Source organism: Lentzea flava, assembly GCF_014648475.1.
Taxonomy (GTDB): domain Bacteria; phylum Actinomycetota; class Actinomycetes; order Mycobacteriales; family Pseudonocardiaceae; genus Lentzea; species Lentzea flava.
Window position 1 is genome coordinate 142,431 of record NZ_BMRE01000006.1, and the last position, 17,024, is coordinate 159,454.

Sequence of the window (17,024 nt, forward strand, 5' to 3'; positions counted from 1 at the left end):
GACGTGACAGAGGCCGTGACCGATCAGGAGTCGGAGACCGCGGTGGAGGAGCCTGACGTGGCACCGCCCGCCGGTCCGAGCCTGCACCAGCCCAAGCGGTGGCTCATCGCCGCGGGCGAGGTCGTCGCGATCGTCCTGCTGGTGTGGCTCGCCGTGTGGGCCTGGAACCGGGGTGTGGTCAAGCTCGCGTACCCGATCCTCGAGGGGCACGAGCCGTTCATCTCCACGCGCTACCACGGCAACTGGCTCGGCACGGCGGTCGGCGCCTTCACGCTGGCCGTGATCCTCGCTCTCGACGCCGTGCGGCAGGTCGTGCTGGCCGTGCGCACCCGGCCCCAGAAAGCCGCAGAAGCCGACGTGTGAGACTGGGGGACGTGACTGCGAGTCGATCCCAGGCCCTGTTCGAGCGCGCGTCGACGCTGACCCCCGGCGGGGTCAACTCTCCGGTGCGGGCGTTCCACTCCGTCGGCGGCACCCCGCGTTTCATGGTTCGCGGCGAGGGCCCGCACCTGTGGGACGCGGACGGCAACCGGTACGTCGACCTGGTTTCCTCGTGGGGCCCGATGATCCTCGGGCACGCCCACCCGTCCGTCGTGGACGCCGTGCAGAAGGCGGCGGTCAACGGCCTGTCGTTCGGCACGCCGACCGAGGGTGAGATCGAGCTCGCGGCCGAGATCATCGACCGCGTCGAGCCGGTCCGCCAGGTGCGCCTGGTCAACTCGGGCACCGAGGCCACGATGAGCGCCATCCGGCTGGCCCGCGGCTTCACCGAGCGGCGCAAGGTCATCAAGTTCGCCGGCTGCTACCACGGCCACGTCGACGCACTGCTCGCCCAGGCGGGCTCCGGCGTCGCGACCCTGGGCCTGCCGACCTCGCCCGGCGTCACGGGCGCGCAGGCCGCGGACACGATCGTGCTGCCGTACAACGACATCGAGGCCGTGCGGGCGGCGTTCGAGGAGAACCCCGGCGAGATCGCCTGCATCATCACCGAGGCCGCGGCGGGCAACATGGGCGCGGTCGCCCCGCTGCCGGAGTTCAACGCCTCGCTGCGCGAGATCTGCGACGCCGACGGCGCGTTGCTGATCATGGACGAGGTCATGACCGGCTTCCGCGTCTCCCGCGCGGGCTGGTTCGGCCTGGAGCGCGTCCGCGGCGACCTCTACACGTTCGGCAAGGTCATGTCCGGCGGTCTGCCCGCGGCGGCGTTCGGCGGCCGCGCGGACGTGATGGCCCGCCTGGCTCCCTCCGGCCCCGTCTACCAGGCGGGCACGCTGTCCGGTAACCCCGTCGCGGTGGCGGCCGGTCTCGCGACCCTGCGCGCCGCCGACGCCGAGGTCTACGCGGCCCTCGACCGCAACGCGACGCGGCTGGGCGCGCTGTTCACGGCGGCCCTGACCGACGCGGGCGTCGAGCACCGCGTGCAGTTCGCCGGGAACCTGGTGAGCGTCTTCTTCGGTTCTTCCGAGGTGAAGGACTACGCGGGCGCGCAGGCGTGCGAGACGTGGCGCTTCCCGCCGTTCTTCCACGCCCTGCTGGAACGAGGCGTCTACGCGCCGCCGTCGGCGTTCGAGGCGTGGTTCGTCAACGCCGCCATGGGGGAAGAGGAGTTCGCCGTGATCGCCGACGCGCTGCCTGCCGCGGCTCGCGCTGCCAAGGAGGCTCGCCAGTGACCCGCACCGTCGTCCATCTGCTGCGCCACGGTGAGGTGCACAACCCGACAGGCATCCTGTACGGCCGCATCCCCGGTTTCCGGCTGTCCGAGCGCGGGCAGAAGCAGGCGCTGACCGTGGCCGAGCACCTGGCGGACCACGACATCGTGCACGTCGTCGCCTCGCCGTTGGAGCGGGCGCAGCAGACCGCGGCGCCGATCGCCGACTCGCACCGCCTGGAGCTCGCCACCGACGAGCGGCTGATCGAGGCGGACAACCAGTTCGAGGGGTTGAAGGTCGCCGTCGGGGACGGGGCTCTGCGGTCGCCGCAGCACTGGCCGAAGCTCGTCAACCCGTTCAAGCCCTCGTGGGGCGAGCCGTACATCGAGATCGCCCACCGGATGTTCGCCGCCGTGCAGAAGGCTCGCGCGGCCGCCGAAGGGCATGAGGCCGTGTGCGTTTCGCACCAGTTGCCCATCTGGACGGTGCGGCGGTTCCTGGAGGGCAAGCGGATGTGGCACGACCCGCGCCGCCGGGAGTGCTCGCTGGCCTCGCTGACCTCGTTGATCTTCGAGGGTGAGCAGCTGGTGCGGATCGCCTACTCGGAGCCGGTCGGCGCCACGAACCCGCGGGTGACCGGGGCATGAAGCGGCTGCTCGTCCTGCTGTTGCTCGTGTCCGGGTGCACCGTGGGCAAGGACGCCGCTCCCATCGGCGGCGGCGACTTCTACCTGGTCGCGCCCGGTGGGCAGGTCAAGATCCGGTATGCGCCTGCCGAGCGGAAGGCGCTCACCGGGCTCGAGGGCGAGTCGCTCATGGAGGACGGGAAGACGGTCCGGCTGGCCGACTACGCAGGCAAACCCGTTGTGATCAACATCTGGGGTGCCTGGTGCGGGCCGTGCCGGACCGAGGCTCCGGAGATGCAGAAGCTGTTCGAGGCAGGGACCCAGGTCGTCGGTGTCGACGTGAAGGAGACCGCGAAGAGCCATCCGCAGGACTTCATGAAGGACCGGTCGCTGACGTATCCGTCCATTTACGACGCTTCCAGTCGCAGCTTCATCAACGTCTTCAAGGGTCTTCCTGCCAACACCGTGCCGTCGACGTTCGTCGTCGACAAGAACCACAAGGTGGCGGCGGTGTTCCTGGTTCCCGTCCTCGCGTCCGACGTCCAGCCCGTTCTCGACGAGCTCGCCAAGGAGTGACTCGCCGCGCGGTCAGGGAGTGGCCGGCGGCGTGATCTTCGCCTGGAACGCCTTGATCATCGCGTCCCTGCCGATCGAGTTGAACTCCTTGCCCAGGGTTCGCATGATCGAGTTGGCGCTCGGGCGGTAGAGGCCGTTCTTGTAGTAGCGGGCACCCTCGACAGGGCCGATCACGCCGCCGTCCGGGGTCGGCTGGCCCAGGTACTCGCCCCACTTCGCGCCGGTCGGGTCCTTGGTGACGTTGATCTCGCTCGGCTCAGCGCCGGTGTAGGTGAGGTACGGGTAGTCGTACTCGTCGGCCAGGCCGCCGATGGAGTGGCCGAGCTCGTGGATCGCGATCTGGCCCGACTGGGCGTTGGAGCCCGCGGCGGTGGCGACCGAGCCGCCCGCGCCGCCGTACTTGGCGGTGTTGCCGAGTGCGATCACCTGGTCGGCCTGTGGGGCCAGGGCCGCGTACTCCTTGGCCTTGGTCTCGTTCACGCAGAGGAGGCGTTCGGTGTTGGCATCCCGGCCCTGACACCAGAAACCCATGTCCAGCGCGGTGTCCTTCAGGACGCCCTTGGTCGGGTCGTGGTCCACACCGGACTCGTTCGAGATGACGTCGACGCGCCAGACCTTGAAGCTGCCCTTGTACTCCGCGAACGGCTGCACGGCGGAGAGCTCGGCCCACTTGCTCTCCACGTTGGCCGCGTACGTTTCGAGGTCGTCAGCCGTGTAGCCGTCGCCGACGAAGACGAGGTCGAACCGTTCGGACGACGGGCCGTCGTTGCCCGCGATCTGCACGACGTTGGCCGCGACGGCTGTTCGGAAGCCGGTTGTGGTCTTTTCGGCAGGGGCCTTCGGGGTGAGGGTCTGGGTGATGGAGCCGTCTTCGTTGAAGACTTCGCGCCATTCCATCGCAGGGGCAGCGCCGCCGGCCGGTACCTGCGCGAACAGAGCCAGCGCGGTCACGGTGAGCGCAGGGAGGATCAGCCGGGCACGGTGCATGCGCTGACGCTAAGCAACCGTGATGTCACCCACAAGGCGGCGATCGTCGGTACTTCCGGGCCAGTCGGGCGGGTGTGAAAGGGACACCGGTCGTCACGTGATCCGGGCAACTACCTACTCTGAGGTGTGTGAACCCCACCGATCTGGCGATCTCCGGGCCCTTGCTGCTGGCCACCGGGGTCGCTCTGCTCGCTGGTTTCATCTCGTTCGCCTCACCCTGTGTGGTGCCGCTGGTTCCCGGTTACCTGGCGTACCTCGCCGGGCTGGTCGGGGCCGAGGCGCCTCGGGTCGACGCGAACGAACCCGCCAAGCAGGGGCGGTGGCGGGTGGCAGGGGCCTCGCTGTTGTTCGTGCTCGGGTTCACGGTCGTTTTCGCGCTGGCCTCGATGGCGATTCTCGGGGCGTCGGACGCGTTGCTCCTGAACGCCGACCTGTTCCAGCGGATCGGCGGGGTCGTCACGATCCTGATGGGACTCGTGTTCATCGGACTCGTGCCCGCGCTGCAGAAGGACGTGCGGTTCCACGCCAAGCCGAAGGCGGGGTTGGTCGGGGCGCCGTTGCTCGGGGCCGTGTTCGCGCTCGGGTGGACGCCGTGCCTCGGGCCCACGCTCGCCGGGGTGCTCGCGGTGGCGCGGAGCACGGAGATCGGGTCGGCGACCGCTCGCGGGGCCGTGCTGGTCCTGGCCTACTGCCTGGGACTCGGGTTGCCGTTCGTGGTGCTCGCGCTCGGGGCGCGGTGGGCGCTGGGCGTCACGAAGTGGCTGCGGTCGCACGCCCGGCAGGTGCAGATCTTCGGCGGCGTTCTCTTGATCATGGTCGGGATCGCGCTGGTCACCGGGCTCTGGGGTGAGTTCGTCGGGTGGCTGCGCTACTCGTTCGTCGACGTCGTGAGGCTGCCGCTCTAGTGATCGCCTTCCTCCGCAACACGTGGCGCGGGCTCACCTCGATGAGGACCGCGCTGACCCTGCTGTTCCTGCTCGCGCTCGCGGCGATGCCCGGTGCGTTGCTGCCGCAGCTGTCGCTGAACGCGGCCAAGGTCGACGAGTACGTCGCCCAGCACGGGTGGTGGGGACGGTTCCTGCTCAAGCTCGGGTTCTTCGAGGTGTACGCCACGCCGTGGTTCGCCGCGATCTACCTGCTGCTGTTCACGTCCCTCGTCGGGTGCCTGCTGCCCCGCACGTGGGAGTACTTCAAGCAGATGCGCGCGAAGCCGGTGCTGACGCCGCGCAACCTCTCGCGCATGCCGCACCACGCCCAGGCCGTGCTCGACGTGACGCCGGAGGTGGCTGTCGGGCGGGCGAAGAAGGCCCTGCGCGGCTGGCGGATGGACGCGGGTGACGACACGGTCAGCGCCGAGCGCGGATACCTGCGCGAGACCGGCAACCTGGTCTTCCACTTCGCGTTGCTCGGGCTGCTGGTGTCGTTCGCGCTGGGCAAGATGTTCAGCTACGAGGGCCAGGTCATCGTCCAGGCCAACGGCGGGCAGTTCTGCAACGGCGGCATCTTCAACTACGACTCGTTCCGGCCGGGCCTGCGGGTCGACGGCACGGACCTCACGCCGTTCTGCGTCGAGATCGGCAAGTTCTCCGCCGAGTACCTGGAGAACGGCCAGCCCGTCGGGTACCAGGCGGACATCCGCTACCAGTCGGGTGACGACCTCGCCGCGAACACGTGGCGGCCCTACACGCTGCAGGTCAACCATCCGCTGCGCACCGGCGGCGACCGTCTCTACCTGCTCGGGCACGGGTACACGCCGACGTTCACGGTGACGTTCCCCAACGGCGAGAAGCGCACGCAGGGCATCCAGTGGCTGCCGAGCGACCAGCGCACGCTGGCCTCCGAGGGCGCCACGAAGTTCGACCCGCCCGGCGTGACGGACTCCGAGCAGCGGCGCAAGAACCAGATCGCGGTGACGGGCCTGCTCGCGCCGACGCCGTTGCTGCACGGCAACATCCTGAACTCGAAGTTCCCCGCGCTGAACAACCCGATGGTCGCGGTCGACGTGTACCGCGGTGACCTCGGCGTGGACGACGGCCGGGGCCAGTCGATCTTCTCGATCGACATGAAGATGGTCGAGCAGGGCCGGTTGCAGAAGGTCGCGCGCAAAAACCTCGCGCTGGGCGAGGAGATCGCGCTCGACGACGGCACCAAGGTGCGGTTCGACTCCGTGAGCGACTGGGTGTCGTTGCAGGTCTCGCACGACCCGACGCAGGGGTACGTGCTGGCGTTCGCCATCCTGATCATTCTCGGCCTCGGGGTCTCGCTGACCGTGAAGCGCCGCAGGGTGTGGGTGCGTGCGACCCCTCGGGACGACGGGCGTACGTTGGTCGAGGTCGGTGGGCTTGCCCGCACTGACCAGGCAGGATACGGCGAGGAGTTCACGCGGCTCGCCCGCGCGGTTCTGAACGAGGAGAAGTCCTGATGCCGGTTGACGAGACACTCGCGACCTACAGCGACTGGCTGTACCGCAGCGCTCTGGGCGTCTACCTCTTCGCGATCCTGCTCTACGCGGTCGAGCAGGCGTTCGCGCGTGCCCCGCGCAAGGCGGAGGCGCTGGTCGGCGCCGGTGCGCCGGTCCTCGTCGACGCCGAGCCGAAGCGCGACGTCAGCAAGCCGGAGCGCGTCGGCCGCATGGGTGCCGCGCTGACGGTGCTCGGCGCGCTGCTGCACCTGGCCTCGCTGGTGATGCGCGGTCTTTCCGCAGGTCGTGCGCCCTGGGGCAACATGTACGAGTACATGTCGCTGCTGTGCCTCGCCGCGGTCGTGACGTGGATCGTGCTGATGGCGAAGTTCCCGATCCGCCGCCTCGGCGCGTTCGTGCTGACGCCGATCCTGGTCCTGCTGTTCCTCGGCGGCACGGTCCTCTACGCCGAGTCGGCGCCCGTCCAGCCGGCTCTGCGGTCGTACTGGCTGGTGATTCACGTCTCGGTGATCTCGATCTCCTCCGGCGTGCTGCTGATCCCCGGTGTGACGTCGATCCTCTACCTGCTCAAGGACAGCAAGTCCGACCGCTTCCCGAAGCTGCCGTCCGCCGACGTGCTCGACCGGATGTCGTACCGCACGACGGTGCTGGCGTTCCCCCTGTTCACCGCGGGCATCATCTGCGGCGCGATCTGGGCGGAGGCCGCGTGGGGCCGGTTCTGGGGCTGGGACCCCAAGGAGACGGTGGCGTTCGTCTCGTGGGTGGTCTACGCGGCGTACCTGCACGCGCGCGCGACGGCCGGTTGGCGTGGTCGTGGGGCCGCCTGGATCAACGTCGTGGGCTTCGCGCTGAACGTGTTCAACCTGTTCTTCATCAACTTGGTCACCACGGGGTTGCATTCGTACGCGGGTCTCTAACGAGTTAGCCCCCAGGTCGATGGAACCGGCGTCGGTTGCGTACCGTCGCAACCTGGGGGTCGGGGAGGTCTCGATCCTCCTTGCTCAGGGAGGGCCACAGCGGTGAACTGGCAACCACCGGGTGAGGAACAGGGCTCCGGCCCGCAGTACGTCGACTCGCAGACGGCCTACCTCGACCCGCAGCAGTCCGGTCCGCAGCACGTCAGCGGCGGTCAATCAGGTCCGTACAGCGTGGGCGGCCCCCAGGGGGACCCGTATCAGGTCCCCGGCAACGCCTCAGGCCCCTACCAGGTGCCCGGCAGCGCGTCCGGTCCGTACCCGGTGCCCGGCAACGCCTCCGGTCCCTACCCGGTGCCCGGTTCGCAGTCCGGCGCGTACTCGGTGGACGGCTCCGGCCCGTACCAGGTGGGCGGCGGCCAATCGGGTGCTCATTCGGTCGGTGGCGGGCAGTCCGGACCTCACCACCTGCCGCAGAGCACGGCCCAGTACGGCCAGTTCGCGGGTTCGCAGTTCCCGAACAACTTCCCGCAGCAGCCGTACCGCTCGCAGGCGCAGGAAGTCTCGTCGCAGCAGCTGATCAAGAAGGAGAAGCGCCCGCCGGCGTCCGGCTGGCGCAAGTCGCTGCACGCGGTGACCGGTGGTGTGGTCAACCTCGGTGAGAGCCCCGCCGACATCCGCCGCCGTGAGCTGATCGCGCGGATCAACCAGCCGCTGCGCGGCTGCTACAAGATCGCGATGCTGTCGCTCAAGGGCGGCGTCGGCAAGACCACGACGACGACCACGCTGGGCTCGACGTTCTCGTCGCTGCGCGGCGACAGGGTGATCGCGGTCGACGCGAACCCCGACCGCGGCACGCTGGCGTTGAAGATCCCGCGGGAGACCACGGCGACCGTCCGGCACCTGCTGCGCGACGCCTCGCGGATCACCCGCTACAGCGACGTGCGCGCGTACACCTCGCAGTCGCCCGCGCGCCTGGAGGTGCTGGCGTCCGAGCAGGACCCGGCCGTGTCGGAGGCGTTCAGCGAGGACGACTACCGGCGCACGGTGGCGCTGCTCGAGCACTTCTACAACATCGTGCTCACCGACTGCGGCACCGGCCTGATGCACTCCGCGATGAAGGGCGTGCTGGACGAGGCCGACCAGCTCGTGCTGGTGTCGTCCGGCTCGGTCGACGGCGCGCAGACCTCGGCGGCGACGCTGGACTGGCTGGAGGCGCACGGCTACCGCGACCTGGTCGCGAAGTCCGTCTGCGTGATCAACTCGGTGCGCCCGAAGTCGGGCAAGGTCGACCTCGACAAGCTCGCCGCGCACTTCCAGCAGCGGTGCCGGGCCGTCGTCCGCCTGCCGTTCGACGAGCACCTCGAAGAAGGCGCGGAGATCGCGCTGGACCGGCTCGCACCGGAGACCCGGCTGGCGCTGCTGGAACTCGGCGCGGTGGTCGCGGACGACTTCCCCAACGCGTGACCGGGTGGTTCTGACACGACGAAAGGGGCCCTGGGGACAGGGCCCCTTTTTCGTTCACTCGTCGCGTTTGCGCTGCTCGTCGAGCTTGCGCAGGAACTCCGGGTCGTCGTCGGGTGCGATCACTTTGCGGCCCGGGGTGTACTCCGAATGCTGCGGGGCGAAGGCTCGCCACACCAGCACAGCCACGGTGAGCGCACCGATCACCGCCAGCAGGTAGATCATCTGGTCGCCACCTCCCTTTGCCACGAGATTACCCGCGGCCCAGGGATAACTACGGTTTCAGTGGCGGACGGGTTCAGTCGCCTCGGTGGTGAGCTCCGACAGCAGAGCCTTCACCTCGGTCTCACGGAACCTGCGATGTCCTCCAGGGGTGCGAATCGAACCGATGCGACCTGCGGTGGCCCATCGGGTCACGGTCTTCGGGTCGACCCGGAACAGATTGGCGACTTCCCCAGGCGTCAAGAGCCGCTCGGTGGCTGCAGTCACTCGTCCTCCTCAGATCAGACGTTCCGGTCTGATCGTGGCACTTGACCCATCAGGTACTCGAACGCTTGTTTTTTGGTAAAGAGGTAGTAAGGGACGCAGGGGGCGAACCGGACATGTGACCGGGACGACCCCGGAGCACACCGTGGGCATAGGGTGTCGCGGGTGGATGCTCTTGATCGCCAGATCATCGCCGCACTGCGCGCCAACGGCCGGGCCACGTACGCCGAGCTCGGCAGGCAGGTCGGCCTGTCCGCCTCCGCCGTGCACGAACGCGTCGGCAAGCTCGAGTCCAGCGGCGTGATCGTCGGGTATCACGCGGTCGTCGATCCCAGCGCGGTCGGCCTGGGCGTGACCGCGCTGATCGGCATTCATCCCACCGACGTCGCGGACGACAACGAGGTCGCGGACGCGCTGAGCGAGCTCATCGAGGTCGAGTCCTGCTACCGGGTGGCGGGCGACGAGTCGTTCATCGTGAAGGTCCGCGTGGCCACGGTGGACGACCTGGAGCGCTCTCTCGGGCGGCTGCGGCGCATCCCCGGTGTGGCCCGCACGCGCACGACCGTGGTGCTGTCCACGCGCTTCGAGGGGCGGCCGAACACCGGTGACGAAGAGGGCGACGTAACCTGAACGGGTGCTCGCTCGAGATGTGACGCTTTACGTTCTCGCCCGCCTCGGTCTCGTCGCGGTGGTGACGGGCGCGCTCATGCTGTTCAAGGTTCCGCTGCTGCCCGCGCTGGCCGTCGGCGTGGTCGTGGCGCTGCCTGCCTCGCTGTTCATCTTCAAGGGGCTGCGCCAGCGCGTGGCGGTCGGCCTGAACGAGCGTCAGGCCGCGCGGCAGGCGGAGCGGGACAAGCTGCGCGCCGAACTGCGTGGTGACGAAGGTCCTCTCACCCAGGCGTAGGACGTCTGCGCGGTTATCGTGCCGCTGTGAGTACCTCCGTTGACCGTTGTTGCAGCAGGACCAGGCACTGGGTGTGCGAGGCCGTCGGGATCATCGAGGCGGACGCGAACCGCAGCGCGGACACCCACCTGCTGCGCTATCCGCTGCCGCTCGACTGGGGCATCGACCTCTACCTGAAGGACGAGTCGACCCACCCCACCGGCTCGTTGAAGCACCGGCTGGCGCGGTCGCTGTTCCTCTACGCGATCTGCAACGGCTGGATCACCGGCGGCACGCCCGTGATCGAGGCGTCGTCCGGGTCGACGGCGGTCTCCGAGGCGTACTTCGCGCGGCTGCTGGGGCTGCCGTTCATCGCCGTGATGCCCCGCTCGACCTCGGCCGAGAAGGTCGCGCTGATCGAGCGGCAGGGCGGGAAGTGCCACTTCGTCGACGAGCCGTCGGCGATCTACGACGAGTCGCGGCGGCTGGCGAGTGAGCTCGGCGGCCACTTCATGGACCAGTTCACGCACGCCGAGCGCGCGACGGACTGGCGTGGCAACAACAACATCGCCGAGTCGATCTTCGACCAGATGAAGCTGGAGCCGTCGCCGGAGCCGGACTGGATCGTCGTCGGGGCGGGCACGGGCGGCACGTCGGCCACGATCGGCCGGTACATCCACTACCAGAAGCTGACCACGCGCCTGGCCGTCGTGGACCCCGAGTTCTCGGTGTTCTTCGACGCGTGGCGGGACAGCGCGCCGGAGCTGGTCGGCACGCGCGGCTCGCGGATCGAGGGCATCGGCCGTCCGCGGGTGGAGCCGTCGTTCGTCGGCCAGGTGATCGACCGCATGATCAAGGTGCCGGACGCGGCGTCCGTGGCGACCATCCGGTACGTGGAGGAGCTGCTCGGGCGGCGGGTCGGTGGTTCGACCGGAACAAATCTCTGGGGAGCGTTCCAGATCGTCGCCGAGATGCGGCAGTCTCGCACGCGCGGAAGCGTGGTGACTCTGCTTTGTGACGGTGGCGAGCGTTACGCGAACACCTACTACGACGACTCATGGGTATCCGCACAAGGCATGGACCTCGACCCGTGCCTGGAACGCCTGAACAACTTCCACCGCACGGGGAACTGGTGACGAGAGTTGTGCGTCACAGCGTGACCTGAGCACTCGAGTCCGCAGGGGGGACCCGTGTCGTCGCTGTCCACCGACGCAGCTGAGCTGCGCGCATACGCCGAGTATCTGCGCACGGAGGCGCAGGAGTTCGAGACGATCCGCAAGTACGTCCACGCCACGGCGTGCGACAAGGCGGGCTTCACGGGCCTGCTGGCGTTGCTGCAACCGGGCGTGGACGTCGTGCGCGCGCTGTTCGACGAGACGCTCGACTTCGGCAAGTCGAAGCTGGAGGGCGCGGCGTCGGCGGTGGACGCGACGGCGCAGGTCTACGAGGCCGTCGACAGGGCCCAGATGACGATGTTCGAGGGGATCCTGAAGTGACGACCGCGTACCACGACCCGCGCCCGGTCGCGGCGTCGCTGAAGCAGCCCGAGATCGACAGAGCCTCGCTGAACGACGTCCTGGCCGACCAGGGCTGGGGCGTCCAGGCGGTGAACTGGGTCTTCGAGGCCGTGACCGGCGAGTCGCTGGTCGCCACGATCATCACGCCGATCACCGGCGACTGGTCGAAGATCCGCGCCGACGGCGATGCGTGGCGCATGGTCGGCAACGCGATGAACGACGTCTCGTACAACCTGACCGACGCCGTCGGCAAGGTGCGCGACCACTGGGACGGCGACGCGGCCAAAGCCCACGAGCGCTACATCGCCCTGGGCTGGAAGGCCGCCCTGTTCGCCGAGATGGGCGTCGCCCAGCTCATCGCCAAGGGCTTCGACACCGTCGCGTCCGGCGCAGAGGCCCTGGGCAAGCAGGCCGCGCGGTTGCTCGACTACCTGGTCAACAAGCTGCTCGAGGCCGCGGCCACCGTCTGGATCCCCCTGGCCGGCTGGATCAAGGCCGCCGAGATGGTCTGGAACGCGTACCAGATCTACCGCCGCGTCATGGACATCATCGACACGGTCCAGAAGCTCATCTCGGACGTGAAGGCCCTGTTCGACGCCGTGGGCCGCGTCTTCTCGGCCATCGGCAAGCTGAAGGACGCCGACTCGCTGGCCGAGGCCATGAACGCCACCCAGGAGGTGGCGGAAGCGGGCCGCGACGTCCGCAACGCGGTCAACGACATCCACGACGACATGACGTCCATCAAGGACTCGGCGACCGAAATCGCGGACCGAGGCCGCGACATCGGCTCCCACGTCCGCGAGGTCTACACCCCGCCAGGCGGCGCCGACGGCACCAAACCGGCCGCCGTCACCGCCGTGGCACCCGGCGGCGCCCCGGTCTCCGCCCCGCCGCCCGTGCACGGCGGCCCCGACGCGCCCGCCACCCACACCGCCACCGCCGCGGGCCCCTCGGTGTCCGCACCGCCCACGCTCGGCTCCGGTTCCGGCGGCTCTGGTGGTGTGCCCACGGGTGGCGGTCACGGCGGTCCAGGCGGCGTGCCGACCGGCGGCCACGGCGCCCCACCGCCTCGCCCGGACACCACGCACACCGCAGGCGCGGCCCCGGCAGCCGCCCCACCGGCGCAGCACGCGACCCCGGTCGGCGGCGCGATGCCGATGGGCGCACCCCCGATGGCCGGTGGCGGCGGCGGTGACTCCACCCGCAGCTCCGGCTCGCGGCCGGGCTCGTCCGCGGGCTCGGCCTGGCCCACCTCCGGCTCCGGCACGCCGTCAGGCCAGGTCAAGCCACCGGCGAGCGGCCTCCCGACGCCTCCCGGACACACCGGCCTTCCGACGCCTCCCGGCTCCGGCGCGGGTTCCCGCCCAGGTGGCCTGCCCACGCCGCCGTCCGGCACGGGTTCGGGCTCGGCGCCGGGCACGGCGGGTTCGCACCCGACACCGGGTTCGTCGGGTTCGCACCCGACACCAGGCGCCGCCGGTTCGCACCCGACGCCGGGTTCTGCGGGTTCGCATCCGACGCCGGGCACCGCCGGATCGCACGCGACGCCGGGTTCCGGCTCAGGCAGCGGCCTGCCCACGCCTCCGAACTCGGGCGCCCACCCGACGCCGGGTGGTTCGGGCGGCCTGCCCACTCCTCCCGGCCACCCGAGTGCGAGCTCGGGCACGGCGACGGCTCCCGCGCCCTCAGGCACGGGCAGCGGCCTCCCGACCCCGCCCGGACATGCGACCCCGAACTCCGGTGGCACCTTGCCGTCGCCTCCCGGACACGAGAGCCCGAGCAGCGGCGGTGGTTTGCCGTCGCCGCCCGGACACCCGACGCCGAGTTCTGGCGGCGGTCTTCCCTCGCCCCCTGGACACCCGAGCCCGAGCGCGGGTGGCGGCCTGCCGTCGCCTCCTGGGCACCCGAGCCCGAGCGCGGGCGGCGGCTTGCCTTCGCCTCCTGGACACGAGAGCCCGAGCAGCGGCGGTGGTTTGCCGTCGCCGCCCGGACACCCGAGCCCGAGCACGGGCGACCACTCGACGCCCAACGGTTCAGGCGGCTCGGCACCGCACGACCCGTCCACGCCGCGTCCCCACGAGGGCTCCACGTCGACCGAAACACGGCCGCACGACACCACACCCAACGGCGCGACGGACACCAAGCCGCACGACGCACCGGACGGCACCAAGCCGCACGACGCGGACGACAAGCCCCACGGCGACGACAAGCCCCACGGCGACGACAAGCCTCACGACGGCACGGGTCACGACGACAAGGCCCACGACACCGACACCAGCGACGCCGACGGCACCAAGCCGCACGACGACCACCCGGACACCACCCCGGCCGACCACCCCACCGAGCACGACACGGACCCGAAGCACGACTCCGACGCGCCCAGCGGCCACGACGGCCAAGGCGGCGACGGCAACGGCGGCGACGACACGCCCCGCTCGCCGAAGGGCCACGACCTCACCCCGGCCTTCGACCACGCGGCCATGGCGGCGTCGGGCGACGGCTACAAGCACCAGCTCGAGCAGATCCTGCCGACCGAGGCCGAGCGCGAGCGGTACGTCGAGCTGAGCAAGAAGCTGTCCACCGAGCTCAGCCCCAGCGAGGCCCAGCACGTGGCCGACGTCCGCAACCAGATCAAGGTGGGCTCCGGCGACCTCGTCACCAAGGTGCTGCACCAGAACGCGGTCGACGGCTACCTCAAGACCCACGAGGACCCCACCTCGGAGGCCGCGCGCCGGCAGGGGACGGTGGCCGGCAGCATCGCCAGGGCCGAGGACGTCCACGACATCAACACACCGATGGGGCTGCGGGAGGGCCTGGCGCTGGACGACAAGGGCGAGGGCTGGACGCCGATCAAGGACAAGGCCGACTCCGCGATGCAGCTCCGCTACCACATGACCGACGACCAGGCCAGGACCGCGACCATCCCCTACGGTGGTCCGGAGAAGTCGGATCGCGACTTCAGCCAGCCGCCGACGCCCGGCCAGGAGCACCGCGAGTACCAGAGCCAGCAGGAGAAGGCGCACTACGACGCGGCTGCCAAGCAGATGGCGGACGCCGGTGGTGCCGCCGAGCCGAAGCGGGGGCGGGACCCGTTCACCGGTACCGGGTCGACCGGTGGCGGTGTGCCGGAGTGGGTCGCCAAGCCCGCCGACCTGCCGGACCGCGCGGAGATCTGGGAGGTTCGGGACGGCAAGGAGCGCCTGCACGCCGTGTACGAGAAGGGGCTCGGCTGGTACCAGCTCAAGGAGGATGAGTCGGCGTGGTCACCCACACCCGTGAAGTGATCGAGTACCGGGGCGAGGTCTACTACGCGGGCACGGTCGAGGGGGACAGGATCTGGATCGTCAAGATCCCCGGTGAGACCTACTCGACCGACGAGGGCTTCGAGCACCGGCAGGAGCTGCGCCTCAAGCAGGTGCCGATCGCGGAGCTCGACGCGTGGTACCGCGACGAGATGACGGCCAAGTGGCATGGCCAGCCGTTTGTCGTGCATCCGAACCGCGACGGCACGATGGGCGCCGACTACGTCGGGCCGTCGCAGGTCTGGGCCGAGGACAACGGGCTGGAAGGCGACCCCTACAACGGCTTCCACAAGATCCTCGACGCCGACGAGCTCGAGGACGTGCAGGTCGACCGCACCGACTACCTGGCGCGGTGGAAGGAGAAGAACCCGGGATGAGCACCCCACAGGCCGTGCAGAAGGCGGCCGGCATCGGGCCGGAGACGATCCTGCAGAAGATCGTGCACCCCGCTGTCGCGCAGCTCCACCTGGGCAACGTCGTGGTTCCCGGCCGGTTCGAACCGCACCGCACCGCCGGGTTCGTGACGCGCGGTCAGGACTTCCCGCAGGGCACCGCCGACCAGTTCGCCGAAGTGTTCGGCGTGGACAAGGTCGAGGGCTGGCCGAAGGGGTCGCAGTACGTGCTGCGGTTCCTGGCGCACACCACGGCGCTCTTCGACACCAGCTTCGGCGGCCCCACGCTCGAGGGCGCGCAGAAGATGGGCACCACCCGCGTCTACCCCGTGCCGTTCACCGGCACCGGGTACACGCCCAGCGCCCAGCCGATCCCCGAGTACGTCATGGAGCTGACCGAGCTGCCCGCCGGCACCGAGCTGTGGCGGTTCGAGCCGAACGGGGACAGCAAGGCCGTGGGCAAGTACATCAACCGCCAGATCGGCTGGTACCCGATCGGCGACGTCGGCTTCGGGCCGGGGAGGTACTGGCAGGCCCCGGTCGCGCTGCGGCCGACCGTCCGGCGTGGACTGGTCGCGAACTACCGCGGCCAGAGCTTCGACGTCGACTTCGGCCCGCGGCCCGGTGTCCTGACGCTGCACCCGCTCGCCGGTCAGCCGGCACCGGAGGACTTCACCGAGGGCGTCCTGGAGGTCCCCGACGCCGCGGTGGAGGAGCTCGCGTACCTTCGCAAGCTCTGCACGTTCCGCGGCGCGGAGTTCGAGATCATCGGTATTCAGGGCGACCAGGCGGTCCTGCACTTCCTCGGCGAGAACTACGAGGTGGCGCAGCAGCTCGGACTGACCGAAGTGGACTTCCGGCAGTGGCGCGCGGTCGTCGGACGCGGCGAGCTCGGTGACGTCCGCGACGAGGTCAGGGCGATCCGGCGAGGCCTTTTCGGGAGCGAGAACTGATGACCACCCCCAACGACAGCTGGAAGTCGCCCGAGCTGCGGGCGGCAGAGGCGCAGGTCGACGCGCGCTTCAAGGAGGCGCAGGACCTGGCCAACCGGCTCAAGGACACGCCGCTGCCGCCGATCCCGCCCGTCGACTTCAAGGCGATCGCGCAGCAGGTGGAGCGGGCCGCGCAGGAGCGGGACGCGCCGGAGCAGCTCAAAGCGTTGAAGCGCAAGGTCGACGCGGGCGAGTTCACGTGGGAGGACGTCGTCTCCGGCAAGGCGGCCGGGGATCCCGACGTGCAGGCCATGCAGCAGGAGAACGTCAAGAAGATGAAGCAGGCGTTCCAGATGCTGCAGGAGGGCATGACGGCCGACGAGATCATGAACGCGCAGGGTCCGCGCAGAGGCCGGGGTGACGACGGCGACGAGAACGACCCGGACATCTTCGCGGAGGACAAGTGGTGATGACGGCCTGGCGGACACCGGACATCCTCGCGGCAGAGGACTTCCTGACGAGCGCCGTTGCCGAGGCGGACCGCGCGATGCGGTCCGCCCAGCAGAGCATCCGGGGCAAGGAGCCGTCCACTGAGGACATCCGCAGGGTGATGCAGTTCGCCAGGTCGAGCGACGCGTCACCGGCGATGCGCCAGCTGGCCGACCGCATCGCCCGCGGTGCCGGGCTCAGCTGGCGTCAGGTCCTCACCGGCGAGGCCGGCCACGATCCCCTTGTGCGCCAGGCACTCGAAGCCGACCGCGCGACGCTGGACGAGCTGATCAAGGGCGAGACGGCACCGCCTCCTCCGCCGCGCAGGCCCGCGCGGCGGGACGAGGACGAGCCGACCCAGTTCACCGAGGACGCGTGGTGACGCC

At 69.9% G+C, this 17,024-nt stretch carries 20 protein-coding genes; 17 read left to right on the top strand and 3 right to left on the bottom strand.

Features of this window, described 5'->3' with window-relative positions; genetic code table 11:
- Window positions 1-3 precede the first annotated feature (3 nt).
- From IEZ09_RS11260 to IEZ09_RS11275, 4 genes are read left to right on the top strand one after another with little or no spacing between them, the layout of a single operon-like run.
- Window positions 4-363 carry a hypothetical protein gene (locus IEZ09_RS11260; protein WP_189253581.1) on the top strand — a complete coding sequence of 120 codons (360 nt, stop codon included), beginning with the start codon at window positions 4-6 and terminating at the stop codon, window positions 361-363.
- Between the two features lie 11 nt (window positions 364-374).
- Complete coding sequence (gene hemL, locus IEZ09_RS11265) at window positions 375-1,670, top strand: glutamate-1-semialdehyde 2,1-aminomutase (protein ID WP_189253582.1); 1,296 nt, start codon at window positions 375-377, stop codon at window positions 1,668-1,670.
- Window positions 1,667-2,296: a histidine phosphatase family protein gene (locus tag IEZ09_RS11270; RefSeq protein ID WP_189253583.1), complete on the top strand. Its 630-nt coding sequence runs from the start codon at window positions 1,667-1,669 to the stop codon at window positions 2,294-2,296. The genes hemL and IEZ09_RS11270 overlap by 4 nt, the downstream gene beginning before the upstream one ends.
- Complete coding sequence (locus IEZ09_RS11275) at window positions 2,293-2,850, top strand: TlpA family protein disulfide reductase (protein ID WP_189253584.1); 558 nt, start codon at window positions 2,293-2,295, stop codon at window positions 2,848-2,850. Before IEZ09_RS11270 ends, IEZ09_RS11275 begins: the two co-directional genes overlap by 4 nt.
- Before the next feature lie 12 nt (window positions 2,851-2,862).
- Here IEZ09_RS11275 and IEZ09_RS11280 read toward each other — a convergent pair whose 3' ends face one another.
- Window positions 2,863-3,837, bottom strand: coding sequence for a M64 family metallopeptidase (locus tag IEZ09_RS11280; RefSeq protein ID WP_189253585.1), 975 nt, complete (start codon window positions 3,835-3,837; stop codon window positions 2,863-2,865).
- Between the two features lie 128 nt (window positions 3,838-3,965).
- Between IEZ09_RS11280 and IEZ09_RS11285 the strand changes: the two genes are divergently transcribed.
- The 4 genes from IEZ09_RS11285 (at window position 3,966) to IEZ09_RS11300 (ending at window position 8,640) form a co-directional block, all read left to right on the top strand.
- Window positions 3,966-4,742 carry a cytochrome c biogenesis CcdA family protein gene (locus tag IEZ09_RS11285; protein WP_189253586.1) on the top strand — a complete coding sequence of 259 codons (777 nt, stop codon included), beginning with the start codon at window positions 3,966-3,968 and terminating at the stop codon, window positions 4,740-4,742.
- 41 nt (window positions 4,743-4,783) lie between these two features.
- A complete protein-coding gene (resB, locus tag IEZ09_RS11290) occupies window positions 4,784-6,259 on the top strand; it encodes a cytochrome c biogenesis protein ResB (RefSeq protein ID WP_189253690.1) in 1,476 nt (491 codons plus the stop codon).
- On the top strand, window positions 6,259-7,176 hold the full coding sequence (gene ccsB / locus IEZ09_RS11295) for a c-type cytochrome biogenesis protein CcsB (protein WP_189253587.1): 918 nt from the start codon (window positions 6,259-6,261) through the stop codon (window positions 7,174-7,176). Before resB ends, ccsB begins: the two co-directional genes overlap by 1 nt.
- A 102-nt stretch (window positions 7,177-7,278) precedes the next feature.
- On the top strand, window positions 7,279-8,640 hold the full coding sequence (locus tag IEZ09_RS11300; RefSeq protein WP_189253588.1) for a MinD/ParA family ATP-binding protein: 1,362 nt from the start codon (window positions 7,279-7,281) through the stop codon (window positions 8,638-8,640).
- Between the two features lie 54 nt (window positions 8,641-8,694).
- Here IEZ09_RS11300 and IEZ09_RS11305 read toward each other — a convergent pair whose 3' ends face one another.
- Entirely contained in the window at window positions 8,695-8,862 is a 168-nt protein-coding gene (locus IEZ09_RS11305) for a hypothetical protein (protein WP_086667950.1), read from the bottom strand.
- 57 nt (window positions 8,863-8,919) lie between these two features.
- Complete coding sequence (locus IEZ09_RS11310) at window positions 8,920-9,126, bottom strand: BldC family transcriptional regulator (RefSeq protein WP_030473853.1); 207 nt, start codon at window positions 9,124-9,126, stop codon at window positions 8,920-8,922.
- A gap of 162 nt (window positions 9,127-9,288) precedes the next feature.
- Here IEZ09_RS11310 and IEZ09_RS11315 point away from each other — a divergent pair, with 162 nt between their 5' ends.
- Genes IEZ09_RS11315 through IEZ09_RS11355 form a run of 9 tightly spaced genes read left to right on the top strand, consistent with a single transcriptional unit; the run spans window position 9,289 to window position 17,020 of the window.
- Window positions 9,289-9,753, top strand: a complete 465-nt coding sequence (locus tag IEZ09_RS11315; protein WP_189253589.1) for an Lrp/AsnC family transcriptional regulator — start codon at window positions 9,289-9,291, stop codon at window positions 9,751-9,753.
- A gap of 4 nt (window positions 9,754-9,757) precedes the next feature.
- Window positions 9,758-10,027 (top strand): DUF4229 domain-containing protein, encoded by a 270-nt coding sequence (locus tag IEZ09_RS11320; protein WP_229812452.1) that lies wholly within the window; start codon window positions 9,758-9,760, stop codon window positions 10,025-10,027.
- A gap of 26 nt (window positions 10,028-10,053) precedes the next feature.
- Complete coding sequence (cds1, locus tag IEZ09_RS11325; protein ID WP_229812453.1) at window positions 10,054-11,142, top strand: L-cysteine desulfhydrase Cds1; 1,089 nt, start codon at window positions 10,054-10,056, stop codon at window positions 11,140-11,142.
- Window positions 11,143-11,196: 54 nt separating this feature from the next.
- Window positions 11,197-11,502 carry a hypothetical protein gene (locus IEZ09_RS11330; protein ID WP_189253590.1) on the top strand — a complete coding sequence of 102 codons (306 nt, stop codon included), beginning with the start codon at window positions 11,197-11,199 and terminating at the stop codon, window positions 11,500-11,502.
- Window positions 11,499-14,807, top strand: coding sequence for a hypothetical protein (locus tag IEZ09_RS11335; protein WP_189253591.1), 3,309 nt, complete (start codon window positions 11,499-11,501; stop codon window positions 14,805-14,807). The genes IEZ09_RS11330 and IEZ09_RS11335 overlap by 4 nt, the downstream gene beginning before the upstream one ends.
- Window positions 14,783-15,202: a hypothetical protein gene (locus IEZ09_RS11340; protein ID WP_189253592.1), complete on the top strand. Its 420-nt coding sequence runs from the start codon at window positions 14,783-14,785 to the stop codon at window positions 15,200-15,202. Before IEZ09_RS11335 ends, IEZ09_RS11340 begins: the two co-directional genes overlap by 25 nt.
- Window positions 15,199-16,170, top strand: a complete 972-nt coding sequence (locus IEZ09_RS11345; protein WP_189253593.1) for a hypothetical protein — start codon at window positions 15,199-15,201, stop codon at window positions 16,168-16,170. Before IEZ09_RS11340 ends, IEZ09_RS11345 begins: the two co-directional genes overlap by 4 nt.
- Window positions 16,170-16,619: a hypothetical protein gene (locus IEZ09_RS11350; RefSeq protein WP_189253594.1), complete on the top strand. Its 450-nt coding sequence runs from the start codon at window positions 16,170-16,172 to the stop codon at window positions 16,617-16,619. Before IEZ09_RS11345 ends, IEZ09_RS11350 begins: the two co-directional genes overlap by 1 nt.
- Window positions 16,619-17,020 (top strand): hypothetical protein, encoded by a 402-nt coding sequence (locus tag IEZ09_RS11355; protein ID WP_189253595.1) that lies wholly within the window; start codon window positions 16,619-16,621, stop codon window positions 17,018-17,020. Before IEZ09_RS11350 ends, IEZ09_RS11355 begins: the two co-directional genes overlap by 1 nt.
- Window positions 17,021-17,024 lie beyond the last annotated feature (4 nt).

Excerpts from the sequence above, each read along its gene's own strand:
- IEZ09_RS11275 (WP_189253584.1), top strand. The coding sequence starts at position 2,293 with ATGAAGCGGCTGCTCGTCCTGCTGTTGCTCGTGTCCGGGTGCACCGTG.
- IEZ09_RS11280 (WP_189253585.1), bottom strand. The coding sequence starts at position 3,837 with ATGCACCGTGCCCGGCTGATCCTCCCTGCGCTCACCGTGACCGCGCTG.
- resB (WP_189253690.1), top strand. The coding sequence starts at position 4,784 with ATGAGGACCGCGCTGACCCTGCTGTTCCTGCTCGCGCTCGCGGCGATG.
- ccsB (WP_189253587.1), top strand. The coding sequence starts at position 6,259 with ATGCCGGTTGACGAGACACTCGCGACCTACAGCGACTGGCTGTACCGC.
- IEZ09_RS11305 (WP_086667950.1), bottom strand. The coding sequence starts at position 8,862 with ATGATCTACCTGCTGGCGGTGATCGGTGCGCTCACCGTGGCTGTGCTG.
- IEZ09_RS11345 (WP_189253593.1), top strand. The coding sequence starts at position 15,199 with ATGAGCACCCCACAGGCCGTGCAGAAGGCGGCCGGCATCGGGCCGGAG.
- IEZ09_RS11350 (WP_189253594.1), top strand. The coding sequence starts at position 16,170 with ATGACCACCCCCAACGACAGCTGGAAGTCGCCCGAGCTGCGGGCGGCA.
- IEZ09_RS11355 (WP_189253595.1), top strand. The coding sequence starts at position 16,619 with ATGACGGCCTGGCGGACACCGGACATCCTCGCGGCAGAGGACTTCCTG.